Below are 16,516 nucleotides of genomic sequence, written 5' to 3'. Positions count from 1 at the left end.
CGTGAGCCCCCTCGCCTCCTGGGCCCGCCGCCACCCCCGCGCCGCCGCCCGCATCCGGCTGCTGCTCTGCGCACTCCTCCTCGCCCTCGTCACCTTCGAAGGCATCGTCCTGGCCCGCCAGCCCAGCCCCCCGCACGCCACCGTCTGGGTCTCCGGCATCCTCGTCTGCCTCAGCGCGGCCCCCTGGCCCGGCCTGCCCCTCCTCGCCCGCGCCTGGTTCGCCGCCGCCACCACCTGGACCGTCACCCTCCTGCTCGTCCTCGGCGAACGGCCCACCGTCGTCTGGGGCGCCGGCGAGGCCATCGCCCTCCTCGTCCTGCTCTCCCAGGTCCTGCTGCGCACCTCCGCCCGCACCGCCGCCGTCCTCGGCTCCCTCCTCGGCCTCGGCTGCATGGCCGTACCCGTACGCGACACCGACCCCGGCCGCTTCACCCTCCTCTTCTCCGTCCTCACCGTCGTCGTCACCGCCTACTCGCTCCTGCTGCGCCTGCAGTCCGTGCAGCGCCTGCGCGAACTGCACGCCGTACGCACCGCCGAACGCCTCGAACTCGCCCGCGAACTCCACGACCTCGTCGCCCACCACGTCACCGGCATCGTCGTCGAGGCCCGCGCCGCCCGCTTCACCCGCGTCACCGCCGAACGCGCCGCCGAGGTCTTCGGCCGCATCGAAACCGCCGGTGACGAGGCCCTCGGCTCCATGCGCCGCCTCGTACGGATCCTCCGCGAGGACGACGGCACCCCCACGGCCCCCGCCACCGCCCCCGTCGCCGGCCTCGCCGACATCCGCGACCTCGCCCGCCGCTTCACCGGCCCACCCGTCGTCCTCTACGTCGAACAGGGCCTGGAGGACCGCATCCCCGGCGACGTCGCCGCCACCGCCCACCGCATCGTCCTCGAAGCCCTCACCAACATCGGCAAACACGCCGCCACCGCCACCGCCGTCCGCATCGGCCTGCGCACCGTCCCCGCCGGCCTCGAAGTACGCGTCGCCGACGACGGCGGACACCCCGCCCGGCTCTCCGAGAAGGCCCGCGGCGGCGGCTACGGCCTCGCCGGGATGACCGAACGCGCCGAAGCCCTCGGCGGCCGCCTCGCCGCCGGCCCCGCCCCCGAAGGCGGCTGGCTCGTCACCGCCCTGCTGCCCCTGTGACCACGCGCTCCGGGCCCCGTCTCACCCAGCGACATGCCAGGGGTGACACGCCCGCCCGCCACGTAAGCTCGGTGACCATGAACACCAGCGACCGCGACAGCGGCACCGACCCCGAGGCGATCGACGAGAACGTCACCGCCGAACTGGCCCGCCTGCGCGACAGCATCGACAACATCGACGCGGCCGTTGTCCACATGCTCGCCGAACGCTTCAAGTGCACCCAGCAGGTCGGCCACCTCAAGGCCCGCCACCACCTGCCCCCCGCCGACCCCGGCCGCGAAGCCAGGCAGATCGCCCGCCTGCGCCAGCTCGCCGAGAACGCCAAGCTCGACCCGGCCTTCGCCGAGAAGCTCCTCAACTTCATCATCGCCGAGGTCATCCGCCACCACGAGACCATCGCCGCCGCCGAGGACTGACCCCCGGTCGGGGCGGCCGCACCCCGCCCCGACCGGCCGCAAACGGCCTAGGACCCGGGCCCCCCATCCGGCAGCATGGGCCCCATGTCCGCACTGACGCGCAACGAAGCGCAGCTCCGAGCCCAGCTCCTCGACGTCCACCACTACGCCGTCACCCTCGACCTCACCACCGGCGACGAGACCTTCGACTCCACCACCGTCATCCGCTTCAGCGCCCGCACCCCCGCGGACACCTTCATCGAGCTGAAGCCGGAAGAACTGCGCTCCGCCACGCTCGACGGCCACCCCCTCGACCCCGCCGCCCTCACCGGAAACCGCCTCCCCCTCACCGGCCTCACCGAAGGCCCCCACGAGCTGCGCCTCGACACCCGGATGCGCTACTCCCGCACCGGCGAGGGCCTCCACCGCTTCACCGACCCCGCCGACGGCGAGACGTACGTCTACACCCAGATGTTCATGGACGACGTCCAGCGCGTCTTCCCCGCCTTCGACCAGCCCGACCTCAAGGCCGTCTTCCAGTTCACCGTCACCGCCCCCGCCCACTGGACCGTCCTCGCCAACGGCACCACCACCCGCACCGGCGACCGCGCCGGCGACGGAGCCGGCACCTGGACCTCCGCCCCCACCCCCGTCATCTCCACCTACCTCGCCGCCGTCGCCGCCGGCCCCTGGCACAGCGTCACCACCGAACACGCCGGGCTCCCCTTCGGCATCCACTGCCGCAAGTCCCTCGCCCCCCACCTCGACGCCGACGCCGACGAGATCCTCTCCGTCACCACCGCCTGCTACGACCGCTACCACGAGAAGTTCACCGAGCCCTACCCCTTCGACTCCTACGACCAGGCCTTCGTCCCCGAGTTCAACGCCGGCGCCATGGAGAACCCCGGCCTGGTCACCTTCCGCGACGAGTTCGTCTTCCGCTCCGCCGTCACCGACACCGAACGCCAGCGCCGCGCCATGGTCATCGCCCACGAGATGGCCCACATGTGGTTCGGCGACCTCGTCACCCTCGCCTGGTTCGACGACATCTGGCTCAACGAGTCCTTCGCCGAGTACATGGGCTACCAGACCCTCACCGAAGCCACCCGCTTCACCGGCACCTGGACCGAGTTCGGCATGGAACGCAAGCCCTGGGGCTACGCCGCCGACCAGCGCCCCTCCACCCACCCCGTCGCCCCCGGCCCCGACGACGTCCCCGACACCGCCGCCGCCCTCCTCAACTTCGACGGCATCTCCTACGCCAAGGGCGCCTCCGCCCTGCGCCAGCTCGTCGCCTGGCTCGGCGAGAAGGACTTCCTCGCCGGCATCAACACCCACTTCGCCCGGCACAAGTTCGCCAACGCCACCCTCGCCGACTTCGTGGACTCCCTCGCCGCCCACACCGACCGCGACGTCCACGCCTGGGCCGACATCTGGCTGCGCACCACCGGCGTCGACACCCTCACCCCCCGCATCCAGGAAGGCGCCGGCGGCTGGACCCTCACCGTCGACCGCAACGGCAGCCGCCCCCACCGCATCAACGCCGGCACCTACACCCGCGCCACCGACGGCCTCCTGGAGCGCAGCGACCTCCTCGACCTCGACGTCCCCACCGACGAGGTCCTCTCCGCCGCCGGCCCCCGCCCCGACCTCCTCGTCCTCAACGACGGCGACCTCGGCTACGCCAAGGTCCGCCTCGACGAGACCTCCCTCGAAACCGCCCTGCGCGGCCTCTCCCGCATCCCCGACCCCCTCACCCGAGCCGTCGTCTGGGGCTCCCTGCGCGACATGGTCCGCGACGGCGAACTCGACCCCGCCGCCTACCTCACCACCGCCGCGGCCCAGCTGCCCGACGAGGGCGACCTCGCCATCGTCCAGGGCGTCCTCGCCTTCGCCCGCCACCACGTCGCCGATCTCTACACCGCCCCCACCGACCGCACCAGCGCCCTCACCACCCTCACCACCATCGCCCGCGACCTGCTGCGCCGCACCGAAGACGGCACCGAGCCCGGACTGCGCCTCGCCGCCCTGCGCGCCTTCATCGACAGCGCCACCCAGCCCGACACCCTCGCCGCCTGGCTCGCCGACGGCACCGTCCCCGGCGGCCCCGAACTAGACCCGGAACTGCGCTGGCGCATCCTGGCCCGCCTCGCCGTCCTCGGCGCCGCCGACGAGGACGCCATCGACGCAGCCCTCGCCGCCGACCCCAGCGCCACCGGCCAGCAGGGCGCCGCCCGCTGCCGCGCCGCCCTGCCCACCGCCGAGGCCAAGGCCGCCGCCTGGCAGCGCCTCTTCCACGACGACACCCTGTCCAACTACCTGTTCACCGCCACCGCCCAGGGCTTCTGGCAGCCCGAACAGAGCGCCCTCGTCGAGGAATACGTCACCCGCTACTACCCCGACGCCATCGCCCTCGGAGCCCGCCGCGGCCCCGCCATCGGGCAGGCCGCCGGCCGCTGGGCCTTCCCCGACCACCACGCGGACCAGACCCACCTCCAGGCCGGCTACACCGCCCTGGAGGACCCCGAGATCATCCCGATGCTGCGCCGCGCCCTCGTCGACCAGCTCGACGACCTCGCCCGCACCCTGCGGGTCCGCGCCGCCCAGGCCGTCCGGGCCGACTAGCGGATACAGCCGGCGATCCGCACCGACACCTGGGCACTGGCCGACAGCCCGCTGTCCGGGTCGGTCGCGGTGAACACCAGCGGATACGTCCCGTCGGGCAGCAGCGGCACCAGGAACCCGCCCGACGGGCCCGCCCCCACCGCCACCGGCCCGTTCGGCCCCTTCAACTGCCAGGACGTGTACTGCGGATCGGTGATAGCCCGGTCACCCGGCCGGGTCCGCGCCGATCCGGAGAAGGTCTCCTCGCAGCCGCGCCGCAGCTGCCCGCCGCCGCCCGGCTGCCGGATCGCCACCGCCGGGGGCTGCGGCTGCTGCGGGGCACTCGTCGACGGGCGCGGGTCCTGGCCGCCCGTGGACCGGCCGGGGGAGGGGGAGTTCGGGGAGCCGGACGAGGGCGGGGCGCCGTGTCCCGCGGACTGCGAGGGCGACGGGGACGGTGACGCCGAGGGCGGCCCCGACGCCGGAACGGAAGGATCCGTCACCCCCGGCACCGACGGGAGGTCCGGCCGCCCCACCGACGTCGGCGACGGCCCCTTCGCCGGCGAGGTGGCCTTCGCGTCGACCGTCGCGCACACCGCGCTCGCGATCATCGGCTGCGCGTCCGGTATCCCGGAGCCACGCAGCATCTGGTCGTCCCCGCCGTGCGCCTGCGCGTCCAGGTAGACGTTGCCCGTCGAGGTCTCGGCGTCACTGTGCTCGACCCACGCCGAATCGTGGTACAGCCCGCCCGGCTTCTGCTGGTTCACCCCCGTCACATGCCACTCGCGCACCCGGCCCCCCGACGGCGTCCCCGCCGCAGCGGGCCCGTTCGTCCCCGCGAACAGCCAGCCGTCCCCGAAATACCGCTGCGGGGCCTCCGGCGCACCGTGCTCGTTGGCCGCCGGGAAGACGAACCCGCCCCCCAGCAGCAGCCGGTTCTTCGGACAGGCCACCGTCGCCTGCGCGCTGCCACCCGCCGCGACCGCCACCTGGGCCGTCACCACCGACACGCTCTTCAGCTTCACGCAGACCGGCCGCACCCCCACCGCGAAGTTCGCCTGCGGCGGCTGCGGAGCCTGCAGTTGCGTCATGCGCAGCACGTCGGAGGAGTCCTTCAACGGGAACGGACGGGAACTCAACTCCGTACCCGGGTTCAGATGCGTGACGAAGTCGCTCCCGCCGGCCGCCTTGCCGTCCGGACCGGGTGCCGCCGCCAGCGGCGTCAGCTGATCCAGCGGCACCGGCGCCACCGGCCGCCCCTTCAGAACCCGGTCGGCCTTGAACTCCGAGCCCACCATCGTGAACCCGTCCCCGCAGTGCGGGGTGGCCGTCGTCGTGGCCGTCACCCCCTTGAACGGCCCCTCGGTCGTCACGTCATGAGTGCCCCCGGGAGGCGGGAACTTGCTCGCCCTGTCCAGGAACGCGTACGTCGACCACTGGAAGTCGTAGCCACCCTCCACCTGCGGCTTCGCGTTCACGCACAACGCGTACGAGGTCAGCGTCGACGCCGCGTCACCCGGATTCAACGCCGACGCCAGCCACGCACCCCCGATGAAATGGCTGTTCGTCGCGAACCCCGACCCGGCGATCGCATACCCCCCGCCCAGCGCCGTCTCGTGCGGCAGACACCCCGCCACCGTCAGCTGCTCCCCGCCCGCCGGCACCGATACCGACGTACTGCGCTGGACCACCACCACCGGCTCGGGCCCCTGCGAGGTCCACCACACCCCCGCACCGGCCGCACCCGCGACCACGACGGCCCCCGCGGCGACCACCGCCGCCGTCTTCCCGCCGACCGCCCCGGCCACCCTCGCCAGCACTCCGGATCCAGCCATCGGGTCCCCTCCCGCAGAGCACGCGCGCCCCGTGCCGACCGCACTGTAGCCCCGCCGCGACCTGCGGCCCAGAGCCCGGAACACCAAGACTTCCCCATCCCGGCCCGCCCGCCCCCACCCCGCGCCCGTACCGGTCGGACGGCCGGAAACCGACTCCCGTCCCCTCCCGACGGTTACCCCATTCGGGTCTGCTCGTTGTACCGGCCGGGTGTCCCGCCCGGCCCCCGCCACCGAGCAGCCGCCCCAGGCACCCCACCCCGCCCACCCCGGAGGCCCCATGACCGTGCCCACGCCCCCGCTCGCCGGCGGACCGGGCGGCGCCGACGCACTGCGGCCCCTCCTCGACACCGTCCTGACCGCCCTGCGCACCGGAGCAGCCGAACGCGGCGGCCCCCTCCCCGCCGGCGGCCCCCACACCACCGCCGCCCGCGTCCGCACCACCCTCGGCGAGGCCCTGCCCGCCCACGGCACCGGCGACCACGAAGCCCTCGCCACCCTGGTCCACACCCTCGCCGCCGGCGCAGCCGACCCCGCCGACCCCCTCTGCGCCGCCCACCTCCACTGCCCCCCGCTCGCCGTCGCCGCAGCCGCCGACCTCGCCGTCAGCGCCCTCAACCCCAGCCTCGACTCCTGGGACCAGGCCCCCGCCGCCTCCGCCCTCGAAGCACACCTCACCGCCGCCCTCGCCGCCGAGCTCTACCCCACCCCCCACCCCGACGCCCTCCTCACCACCGGCGGCACCGAAGCCAACCAGCTCGCCCTCCTCCTCGCCCGCGAACGCCACGGCCCCCGCCTCACCGTCGTCCACGGAGCCAACGCCCACCACTCGATCCCGCGCGCCGCCTGGCTCCTCGGCCTACCCCCCACCCACACCCTCCCCACCCCCACCGGCACCCTCGACCCCGCCACCCTCGACGCCGCCCTCACCCACACCCCCGGGCCCGTCCTCGTCACCGCCACCGCCGGCACCACCGACGCAGGCCTCATCGACCCCCTCCCCGCGATCGCCGACGTCTGCGAGCACCACGGCGCCGAACTCCACATCGACGCCGCCTACGGCGGAACCCTCACCTTCAGCCCCCGCCACCGCCCCAAACTCGCCGGCCTCGACCGCGCCCGCTCCCTCACCCTCGACCTGCACAAACTCGGCTGGCAACCGGTCGCCGCAGGCCTCCTCGCCGTCCCCGACACCCGCCTCCTGGCCCCCCTCGCCCACCAGGCCGACTACCTCAACGCCACCGACGACACCGAAGCGGGCCTCCCCGACCTCCTCGGACGCTCCCTGCGCACCACCCGCCGCCCCGACGCCGTCAAGATCGCCACCACCCTGCGCTCACTCGGCCGCGACGGCCTCGCCCACCTCATCGACCGCACCTGCGCCACCGCCCACCACCTCGCCGACCTCCTCGACGCCCACCCCGGCTTCGAACTCCACGCCCGCCCCACCATCACCACCGTCCTCTTCCGCCCCACCCCCGCGGACGACGACCAGCTCGCCACCCTGCGCCGCACCCTCCTCCACGACGGCACCGCCGTCCTCGGCCGCGCCACCGCCGACGGCCGCCTGTGGCTCAAGGCCACCCTCCTCAACCCCCACACCACGACCGGGGACCTGGACACCCTCATCGCCCACCTGGAAGGCAGAACCCACCGATGACCGCCCAGCACGATGCACCCCACGACCTCGTCGGAATCGGCATCGGCCCCTTCAACCTCTCCCTCGCCGCCCTCAGCCACGGCCTCCCCGCCCAAGGCGCCGACCGCCTCGCCACCGCCTTCTACGACCAGCGCCGCGACTTCCGCTGGCACCCCGGCCTCCTCATCGACGGCGCCACCCTCCAAGTCCCCTTCCTCGCCGACCTCGTCACCCTCGCCGACCCCGCCAGCCCCTGGACGTTCCTGAACTACCTCAAGCACAAGGAACGCCTCTTCCCCTTCTACTTCGCCGAGCAGTTCCACATCCAGCGCGCCGAATACGACGCCTACTGCCGCTGGGTCGCCGGCCGCCTGCCCTCACTCCACTTCGGCCACCAGGTCGACGCCGTCCGCTGGAACCCCGAACGCGACCTCTTCGAAGTCGACTACACCCAGCTCGACCCCGACGGAGAAGCCGAAGCCCTCGGCCGCGCCTACGCCCGCAACCTCGCCCTCGGCATCGGCACCGCCCCCTACGTCCCCGAACCCCTGCGCCCCCTCGCCGACGCCCCCACCGTCCCCGTCATCCACTCCGCCGACTACCTCGACCACCGCGCCCGCATCCTCGGCGCCGAACACGTCACCGTCATCGGATCCGGCCAGTCCGGAGCCGAGGTCTTCCTCGACCTCCTGCGCGCCCGCCCCGCCGGCCGCGAACGCCTCACCTGGCTCGCCCGGACCCCCTCCTTCGCCCCCATGGAGTACTCCAAGCTCGGCCTCGAACACTTCACCCCCGACTACACCCGCTACTTCCACGCCCTGCCCGAACCCGTCCGCGACCGCCTCGTCCCCGCCCAGTGGCAGCTCCACAAGGGCATCGACACCGCCACCATCGCCGCCATCCACGAAGAGCTCTACCGCCGCACCCTCCACGGCGGCTGGCCCGACACCGTCCTCACCCCCGGAGTCACCGTCCGCACCGCCGGCCGCGTCGCCACCACCAAGGTCGAACTCCACCTCGAACACACCCAGCAGGGCACCCGCTCCCGCCTCACCACCGACGCCGTCGTCCTCGCCACCGGCTACCGCGAACGCCCCCTGACCAGCCTCTTCGCCGGCCTCGACCCCTACATGCGCAAGGACTCCTCCGGCCGCCCCCGCATCGACGACCGCTACCGGATGATCCTCGACCCCTCCGTCAGCGGAACCGTCTTCGTCCAGAACGGCGAACGCCACACCCACGGAGTCGGCGCCCCCGACCTCGGCCTCGCCGCCTGGCGCAGCGCCGCCATCCTCAACACCCTCACCGGCAAAGAGCCCTACCCCCAGCCCGACCGCACCGCCTTCACCACCTTCGGCCTGGAACAGCGCGAACACACCCGCCCCCGCCCCGCAGTCGACCTCCTCCCGCTCGTCGACCACCCCTGAACGCGCACGGGGCCGGGCCCCGCCCCACGGCGGAACCCGGCCCCGAGAAGAGCGGGCGGTACTAGAAGACCGGCACCCCGGCCCGCGTCAGCTTCCAGTCCACCGAAGCGAACTGCGCCGGGTCGATCGTCCCCTTCGCCTTCACCCACTGGATGATCGTGGTGCGGATCTCCTCCGAGTTCGACCACAGCTGCTTGGCCTGCGGCACGTGCGGGAAGTTGCCGCCACCCGACGCCCGGTAGTTGTTCACCGCCAGCACGAACTGCGCCGCCGCCTCCACCGGCTTGCCCTGGAAGGACAGGTTCGAGATCCGCGAACCCTTCGGCTGCGCGATGTCGATGTCGTAGGACAGCCCGTACAGCGCGTCGTAGTTGTAGTCCGGGGTCGACTCCGCGTTCGTGATCTTCGCCGGGTCCACCACGTCACCCGGCGCCGTCTGGACGTAGTACTTCGCCGAGTACTCCAGGTAGTCCTTGAGCTGCGCACCGGTCAGCAGACGCGCCTCCAGGGTGTTCTCGAACGGGTACAGCCCCGCCGCGTCCTTGATCGTCACCTGCCCGGCCGGAATGGAGGCCGTCCGCGAGAAGCACGAGGCCTGCGACAGCACCGGCAGCGCCGCCCACTGCGTACCCGCCAGGGCGCCCCTGACCGTCTCCGCCTGCACATGGCTGATCAGGTCGATGATCGGCACGTCCTTCACCGGACCGTCCGCCGAGCTCATCGCCAGCTTCGAGGTGCCGATCACCTGGTTGACGTACGCCACCACCTTGCGGTGCTCGTCCGACAGCAGGCCCGTGATCTTCGGGTCCTCGGCGGCCGTGTTCGAGTTCAGCACCTTCGCCGACACCTTCGACACCGACCAGCGGCCCCGGTCCCACGCCAGCTCGAAGTCGAACAGCGTCAGGCGCTGCCCCCACTTCAGCGGCTCCGACAGCACCACGTCCTTGCCGGTCGCCTTGTTCTTCACCCGGTACTCCGGGATCTCCGTGTGCGCGTGGCCCACCAGGATCGCGTCGATCCCCGGCACCTGCTCGGCCACCAGACCCGCCGCGTTCTCGATGTAGGGCAGCTGGTCACCGTAGGAGGACGTACCGCTCGACCCCGAATGCGCCGAGACGATCACCACGTCCGCGCCCATCGACCGCAGCCGCGGCACGTACTTCGCCGCCTGCTCCTCCAGACCCGGGAAGGTCATCTTCCCCTGCACGTTCGCCTTGTCCCAGATCGCGATGCCCGGGTTGGTCAGCCCCAGCACCGCCACCTTCACGTCCCGCCCGTGCGGGGTCCGCAGCCGGTGCATGCTGTACGGCGCGAAGGCCGGCTTGAGCGTCTTCGCGTCCAGCGCGTTCGCACCCAGCAGCGGGAAGTGGCACTGCTCCTCGAACTTGCGCAGCACCGGGATGCCGTAGTTGAACTCGTGGTTGCCGATGGCCGCCGCGTCATAGCCGATCGCGTTCATCGCCTGCGCCATCGGGTGCACCGGACCCCGGCGCGCCGTGATCGGGTCCACCTTGGCGTAGTAGTACGCCAGCTGCGTGCCCTGGATGGTGTCACCGGCGTCGATCAGGAGGGTGTTGCACCGCCCCTTCTCCGCCCGCACCTGGTTCACCAGCGTAGAGATCTTCGCCAGGCCGATGTCGTTGTGCGCCTTGTCGTCGAACTCCTTGTCCGTGAAGTAGTCCCAGTTGAAGACGTTCCCGTGCAGGTCGGTCGTCCCCATCACGGTGAACGAGTACGTCCGCTGCTTCCCCGACGGCGCCTCGGCGGCAGGCGCGGCGGCGGCCGGAGCAGCCGCCGCCCCCGCCAGCGCCACGGCGGCCCCCGTCGCGGCCGAAGCCCCCATGAACGTCCTACGGTCGAACCCCATGCCATCTCCCCTAGTCAGGCGTGTGTCAGTACAGCGTCAAAACGCGTGGACAACGCGCGTAGATTCTGACCGATGGGTAACAAGCCGCAACACCCCACCCAGGTTTCGATCCGATGACCAGACCCGAACGGGCGACGGTGCGACAGTGAAACCATGACCCAGGACGCCACGCACACCCCGGCCACCCACCAGCCCTACGGCACCCCCGAAGCGCCCCGCGTCGCCGTCCGCGGCGAAGCCCGCCTCGAAGTCGACCCCGAGATCGCCCGCATCGGCATCACCATCACCGCCCGCGGCACCGACCGCCGCAGCGCCCTCGACGACCTCACCCGCCGCAACAACACCGTCCTCGACCTCGTCAAGAGCTACGGCGACCCCGTCGAGAAGCTGGAGACCGGAGCCTTCTCCATCACCCCCGAACTCACCCGCCACGGCCGCGGCGAACGCGTCCGCGCCTACCACGGCACCGTCCACATCACCGCCGAACTGAACGACTTCACCGCCCTCGGCGAACTCACCACCCGCCTCGCCGACCTCGACCTCACCCGCGTCGACGGCCCCTGGTGGGCCCTGCGCCCCACCTCGCCCGCCCACGGCGAAGCCCGCCGGCAGGCCGTCCTCGAAGCCGTCCAGCGCGCCCGCGCATACGCCCACGCCCTCGGCGCCGACCTCGCCGCCCTCGTCGAGCTCGCCGACCTCGGCGCCGAGAACGCCGCCCCCCTCGCCATGGCCGCCCCCGCCGGCGCCTACCGCTCCATGACATTCGCCGGGGCCGAGGAGGAGGCCGCTCCGCCCCTCGACCTCGAACCCCAGCGGCAGACCGTCTACGCCCAAGTGAACGCCCGCTTCACGATGACCCCGCCGCAGCTCTGAAACCCGTACGAAACGCCGAAGCGGTGACCCCGTGGGGGTGCTCATCGGAGCACCCCCACGCACATTCAACAAATGTCAACAAGCCTTTGCCCAAAGGTTGTTGAGCAGACACGCCCACCTCATTTCCTACCCCTCGGTAGGGCATACCCTCGCCCCATGCGCCGAGCGAAAATCGTATGTACCCTGGGCCCCGCCACCGACTCCTACGACCAGATCAAAGCCCTGGTCGAAGCCGGAATGGACATCGCCCGCCTCAATCTCAGCCACGGCACCTACGCCGAACACGAGGAGCGCTACCAGCGCGTACGCAAGGCCGCCGACGAAACCGGCCGCAGCGTCGGCATCCTGGCCGACCTTCAAGGCCCGAAGATCCGCCTCGGCCGCTTCCACGAAGGACCCGTACTCCTTGAACGCGGAGACGAGTTCACCATCACCGTCGAAGACCACGAAGGCGACCGCCACACCTGCGGCACCACCTACAAGGGCCTCGCCCACGACGTCACCACCGGCGAACGCATCCTCGTCGACGACGGCCGCGTCACCCTCGAAGTCACCGCCGTCGAAGGCCCCCGCGTCCACACCCGCGTCATCGAAGGCGGCATGGTCTCCGACCACAAGGGACTCAACCTGCCCGGCGTAGCCGTCTCCGTCCCCGCCCTCTCCGACAAGGACATCGAAGACCTCCGCTGGGCCCTGCGCACCGGCGCCGACGTCATCGCCCTCTCCTTCGTCCGCACCGGCCGCGACATCGAAGACGTCCACCGCATCATGGACGAGGAAGGCCGCCGCCTCCCCGTCATCGCGAAGATCGAAAAGCCCCAGGCCGTCGAGAACATCGACGACATCGTCGCCGCCTTCGACGGCATCATGGTCGCCCGCGGCGACCTCGGCGTCGAAATGCCCCTGGAACAGGTCCCCATCGTCCAAAAGCGCGCCATCAAGCTCGCCAAGCGCAACGCCAAGCCGGTCATCGTCGCCACCCAGATGCTCGACTCGATGATCGACAACTCCCGCCCCACCCGAGCCGAAGCCTCCGACGTCGCCAACGCCGTCATCGACGGCACCGACGCCGTCATGCTCTCCGGCGAAACCAGCGTCGGAAAGCACCCCGTCGAAACCGTCCGCACCATGGCCCGCATCGTCGAAGCCGCCGAAGAGGACATCCTCGCCAAGGGCCTCCCGCCGCTCACCGACCGCAACAAGCCCCGCACCCAGGGCGGAGCCGTCGCCCGCGCCGCCGCCGAAATGGGCGACTTCCTCGACGCCAAGTACCTCGTCGCCTTCACCCAGAGCGGAGACACCGTCCGCCGGCTCTCCCGCTACCGCTCGCCCATCCCCCTCCTCGCCTTCACCCCCGACCCCGCCACCCGCTCCCAGCTCAACCTCACCTGGGGCGTCGAAACCTTCCTCGGCCCCCACGTCGACTCCACCGACGCCATGGTCGCCCAGGTCGAGGAAGAACTCCTGCGCATCGGCCGCTGCCAGACCGGCGACATCGTCGTCATCACCGCCGGCTCGCCCCCCGGCGTCAGCGGCAAGACCAACCTCGTCCGCATCCACCACATCGGCGACCCCGTCCACTGACGCGTCCACGAGAACACCGCCGGAGCCCCCACGGGCGGGGTCCCGGCGGTGTCCTCGTGCGCCCGGCCCTCACCTCAACGGCACAGAGCCTCGTCCACCAGCCCCTCCAGCCGCTCCGTGACCTTGTAGTCCGCCGGATCCGTCGTCACCGCGACACTCACCGCCCGCCCGTCCGGCCCCACCCCACCCCGGGTCTCGAACCCCGTGATGTCACCCCCGTGCCCCCAATACACCCCACCGCACGACAACGGCCGCCGGATCAGCCCCAGCCCGTACCCCACCTCCGACCCCTCGACCACCGGCACCGTCGTCCGCATCGCCCGCAACTGCTCCTCCCGCAACAGACGACCCCCCAGCAACGCCGAGAAGAACCGGTTCATGTCCGAGTTCGTCGACACCATCTGACCCGCCGCCCACGCCGCCGACGGATCGATCTCCGTCACCTTCCGCAACGGCCCGCCCACGACATCCTGGTGATACGCCTGCGGATGCGCCTCCCGGATCGTCAGATCACGCGGCGCCGGGAAATACGTGTGCCGCAACCCCAACCGCCGCACCACCCGACGGTCGATCTCCGCCGCCAGCGGCCGCTTCGCCACCTTCTCCACGATCAGACCGGCCAGCACGTAGTTCGTGTTGCTGTAGTGGAACGTCTTCCCGTCCGTCGACGTGGCCGGATGCCGGAACGCGATCTCCAAAACCTCCCGCGGCGCCATGTACCGCCCCCGCTCGATCGCCTCCCCGACCTCCGCCTCGTAGTCCGGGATACCACTCGTGTGCTGGAGCAACTGCCGCACCGTGATCCGCCGACCGTCGAAACCGTCCCCGCGCACCACCCCCGGCAGGTGCTCCTCCACCTTGTCGTCCAGCCCGAGCCGCCCCTCGCCCACCAGTTGCAGCAGCACCACGGACGTGAACACCTTCGTATTGCTCCCGATCCGCACCTGCCCGTCCCGCGGCACCCCCGCACCCGTGGCCACGTCACCGACCCCGGCGGTATACGTCCGCGACCGGCCGTCCCCGTCCGTCACGGTCGCCAGCGCCCCGGGCACCCCGCCCTCCCGCACCAGCCCGTCCAGACCCCGTTGAACGGAATCCGGCCGACCGGCCGCGAACGCCACCGGCTGCGCCGCCACCCCCAGCGCCAGCACCCCGACCGCCACCGCAGCCACCATCCGCCGCCCACCCATGGACCCTCCCCGGAAATCGCCGAACCGGCACCACTACGTGCCACACCCAACGATCACCGGGAACCGGCCCCCGACGGCATCCCGCTACCCACCCGACCCCAGGTGGGGCAAACCCCCCTTACCAGCCGAACCGCCGGTCCACCTCCGCCTCGAACTCCTCGAAGCTCAACACCTGATCACCGTTCTTGTCCGCCGCGTCGAACAACGCCGACGACGCGTCCGCGTCCCCCAGACCCCAGAACGGCAGATCCCCCCGCGCCGCCAGCGTCGGCCCCTTCGACCGCAGGGCCGAAATCACCTCCAGCCGCGTCAGCTCACCGTCATGGTTCAGATCCAACGCGTCGAACAACTTCCGAGCCTTCTCGCTCACCGAGGCACCCCTTCATACGATCTCCGGTCGCCCCCAACCTAGGGCACCCACCCCGGCACGACCTCCCACCCGTTCACCGCCCACACCAACCGCCAGTACCGCTCCACCCGAGGATCCACCGGCCCCTCCACCCCGGGCCCCGCCCGGAACACCTCACCGAACCCCGCATCACCCATCAACCCCACCAACTCCACCCACGCCGCCACCTGCTCCGCCGACGGATCCTCCGGCAGATCCGGCGCAGCCACCCGCACCATCGCCGCCACCGACTCCTCCACCCCCTCCACCAACCGGTCCACCAACCGCCGCCGCTCCCGCGCCGACAACCGCGTCACCTCGTGCATCAACCGAACCTCCTCATCACTGGACCCGCGCTCGGCCACCAACCGCAACACCGCCCGACGCAACCGCAACACCCGGATCTGAGCCTCCACCGCATCGGCATGCACGGCAGCCACCTCAGCCACCGACAACTCCCGATCCAGCACCCGCCGCACACTGGGCAGATCCACCCCCAGCTCCCGCAACGTCCGCACCAGCTCCAGACGCACCAGCGCCCCGACGTCGTACAACCGGTACCCGGCACCACTACGACCGGCCGGCACGACGATCCCCTCATCGGAATAGAACCGGATGGTCCGCACCGCCAGCCCCGACCTCCGGGCCAGCTCCCCGATCGAAAACCACTCCGCCGCGCCGTCCATGCCCCCACCCTGAGGTCTCCACCCACTGGAGACTCAAGGCTAGACTTGCGGCCGATGTCGTAACAGAATCAGTTGCAACACGGACGGCGACAGGAGAGGCCGATGAGCGCGAACAGCCGCATGACCGTGGCCACCCACACCCTCACCTGGATGGCCCTCGTCTGCCCCCAACGCCCCGACGGCATCGTCACCTCCGACCAGATCGCCGACAGCGTCAACACCAACCCCGTCGTCATCCGCCGCACCCTCGGCCACCTCCGCGACGCCGGCCTCGTCCAATCACGACGCGGAGTCGGCGCCGGCTGGCTCCTGACCCGCCCCCCGCACGAGATCACCCTCAGGGACGTCTACCTCGCCGTGGAACCCGACCCCCTCCTCGCACTCCACGCCGCCACCCCCAACCAGAAATGCCCCATCGGCGCCGGCATCCCACCCGTCCTCCGCGAGACCTACGACCGCGCGGAAGAAGCGATGAAACGCGAACTCGCCACCATCACCATCGCCGACGTCCTCCGCGACACCGTCGCCACCCCGACCTGACACGGCCGACCCCCAGGGTCGGCCCTTCTTCCGCCCACCATCGTAACCAAACCAGTTACATCAACGACCTACCGGAGCCACCCACCCGTGCACCAACGCCCCCTCCTCACCCTCGCCACCGCCATGTTCGCCATAGGCACCGACAGCTTCGTCATCGCCGGCATCCTCCCCGACGCAGCCCGAACCCTCCACGTCCCCCTCACCACCGCAAGCTGGCTCCTCACCGCCTACGCCCTCACCTACGCCCTCCTCGGCCCCGTCATGGCCACCCTCACCACCCACTGGCCCCGCCGCACCCTCTTCCTCACCGGCTTCACCCTCTTCACCACCGGCAACCTCCT

13 protein-coding genes and 1 pseudogene are annotated in these 16,516 nt (G+C 71.7%); 9 read left to right on the top strand and 5 right to left on the bottom strand.

Annotated elements, in window-relative coordinates:
- Window position 1 precedes the first annotated feature (1 nt).
- The 3 genes from ACFY0O_RS07140 (at window position 2) to pepN (ending at window position 4,170) form a co-directional block, all read left to right on the top strand.
- Window positions 2–1,150, top strand: coding sequence for a sensor histidine kinase (locus ACFY0O_RS07140; RefSeq protein WP_388943791.1), 1,149 nt, complete (start codon window positions 2–4; stop codon window positions 1,148–1,150).
- A gap of 77 nt (window positions 1,151–1,227) precedes the next feature.
- Window positions 1,228–1,566, top strand: a complete 339-nt coding sequence (locus ACFY0O_RS07135) for a chorismate mutase (protein ID WP_388943789.1) — start codon at window positions 1,228–1,230, stop codon at window positions 1,564–1,566.
- Between the two features lie 84 nt (window positions 1,567–1,650).
- Complete coding sequence (gene pepN, locus ACFY0O_RS07130) at window positions 1,651–4,170, top strand: aminopeptidase N (RefSeq protein WP_388943786.1); 2,520 nt, start codon at window positions 1,651–1,653, stop codon at window positions 4,168–4,170.
- On the opposite strand, the gene ACFY0O_RS07125 is transcribed toward pepN, so the two are convergent.
- Window positions 4,167–5,984, bottom strand: coding sequence for a hypothetical protein (locus ACFY0O_RS07125; protein ID WP_388943784.1), 1,818 nt, complete (start codon window positions 5,982–5,984; stop codon window positions 4,167–4,169). The two genes, pepN and ACFY0O_RS07125, sit on opposite strands and share 4 nt — an antisense overlap.
- Window positions 5,985–6,267: 283 nt before the next feature.
- Here ACFY0O_RS07125 and ACFY0O_RS07120 point away from each other — a divergent pair, with 283 nt between their 5' ends.
- Together ACFY0O_RS07120 and ACFY0O_RS07115 are read left to right on the top strand one after the other, a co-directional pair.
- A complete protein-coding gene (locus tag ACFY0O_RS07120; RefSeq protein WP_388944517.1) occupies window positions 6,268–7,641 on the top strand; it encodes a pyridoxal phosphate-dependent decarboxylase family protein in 1,374 nt (457 codons plus the stop codon).
- On the top strand, window positions 7,638–9,047 hold the full coding sequence (locus ACFY0O_RS07115; RefSeq protein WP_388943781.1) for a lysine N(6)-hydroxylase/L-ornithine N(5)-oxygenase family protein: 1,410 nt from the start codon (window positions 7,638–7,640) through the stop codon (window positions 9,045–9,047). The genes ACFY0O_RS07120 and ACFY0O_RS07115 overlap by 4 nt, the downstream gene beginning before the upstream one ends.
- A 61-nt stretch (window positions 9,048–9,108) precedes the next feature.
- On the opposite strand, the gene ACFY0O_RS07110 is transcribed toward ACFY0O_RS07115, so the two are convergent.
- On the bottom strand, window positions 9,109–10,914 hold the full coding sequence (locus tag ACFY0O_RS07110) for a bifunctional metallophosphatase/5'-nucleotidase (protein WP_388943779.1): 1,806 nt from the start codon (window positions 10,912–10,914) through the stop codon (window positions 9,109–9,111).
- A gap of 153 nt (window positions 10,915–11,067) precedes the next feature.
- Between ACFY0O_RS07110 and ACFY0O_RS07105 the strand changes: the two genes are divergently transcribed.
- The gene (locus ACFY0O_RS07105) at window positions 11,068–11,787 is read left to right on the top strand and encodes an SIMPL domain-containing protein (RefSeq protein ID WP_388943776.1); all 720 of its coding nucleotides are present in this window, start codon (window positions 11,068–11,070) and stop codon (window positions 11,785–11,787) included.
- A gap of 156 nt (window positions 11,788–11,943) precedes the next feature.
- Window positions 11,944–13,371 (top strand): pyruvate kinase, encoded by a 1,428-nt coding sequence (pyk, locus tag ACFY0O_RS07100; RefSeq protein ID WP_079425842.1) that lies wholly within the window; start codon window positions 11,944–11,946, stop codon window positions 13,369–13,371.
- 74 nt (window positions 13,372–13,445) lie between these two features.
- On the opposite strand, the gene ACFY0O_RS07095 is transcribed toward pyk, so the two are convergent.
- From ACFY0O_RS07095 to ACFY0O_RS07085, 3 genes are all read right to left on the bottom strand, one after another.
- Window positions 13,446–14,546 (bottom strand): serine hydrolase domain-containing protein, encoded by a 1,101-nt coding sequence (locus tag ACFY0O_RS07095; protein ID WP_388943774.1) that lies wholly within the window; start codon window positions 14,544–14,546, stop codon window positions 13,446–13,448.
- A gap of 133 nt (window positions 14,547–14,679) precedes the next feature.
- Window positions 14,680–14,931, bottom strand: coding sequence for an EF-hand domain-containing protein (locus ACFY0O_RS07090; RefSeq protein WP_079431655.1), 252 nt, complete (start codon window positions 14,929–14,931; stop codon window positions 14,680–14,682).
- Window positions 14,932–14,969: 38 nt separating this feature from the next.
- On the bottom strand, window positions 14,970–15,635 hold the full coding sequence (locus ACFY0O_RS07085; protein ID WP_388943772.1) for a MerR family transcriptional regulator: 666 nt from the start codon (window positions 15,633–15,635) through the stop codon (window positions 14,970–14,972).
- A 102-nt stretch (window positions 15,636–15,737) separates the two neighbouring features.
- Here ACFY0O_RS07085 and ACFY0O_RS07080 point away from each other — a divergent pair, with 102 nt between their 5' ends.
- Window positions 15,738–16,175, top strand: a complete 438-nt coding sequence (locus tag ACFY0O_RS07080) for an Rrf2 family transcriptional regulator (protein ID WP_388943767.1) — start codon at window positions 15,738–15,740, stop codon at window positions 16,173–16,175.
- A gap of 123 nt (window positions 16,176–16,298) precedes the next feature.
- Window positions 16,299–16,508, top strand: a pseudogene (locus ACFY0O_RS07075) (MFS transporter); the annotation flags it as partial.
- Between the last annotated feature and the right edge of the window lie 8 nt (window positions 16,509–16,516).

The sequence above is a fragment of the Streptomyces sp. NPDC001594 genome (assembly GCF_042893675.1).
Lineage (GTDB): Bacteria > Actinomycetota > Actinomycetes > Streptomycetales > Streptomycetaceae > Streptomyces.
Note: the sequence above shows the minus strand (reverse complement) of the source record. Positions and strands in the feature narration are given on the sequence as shown.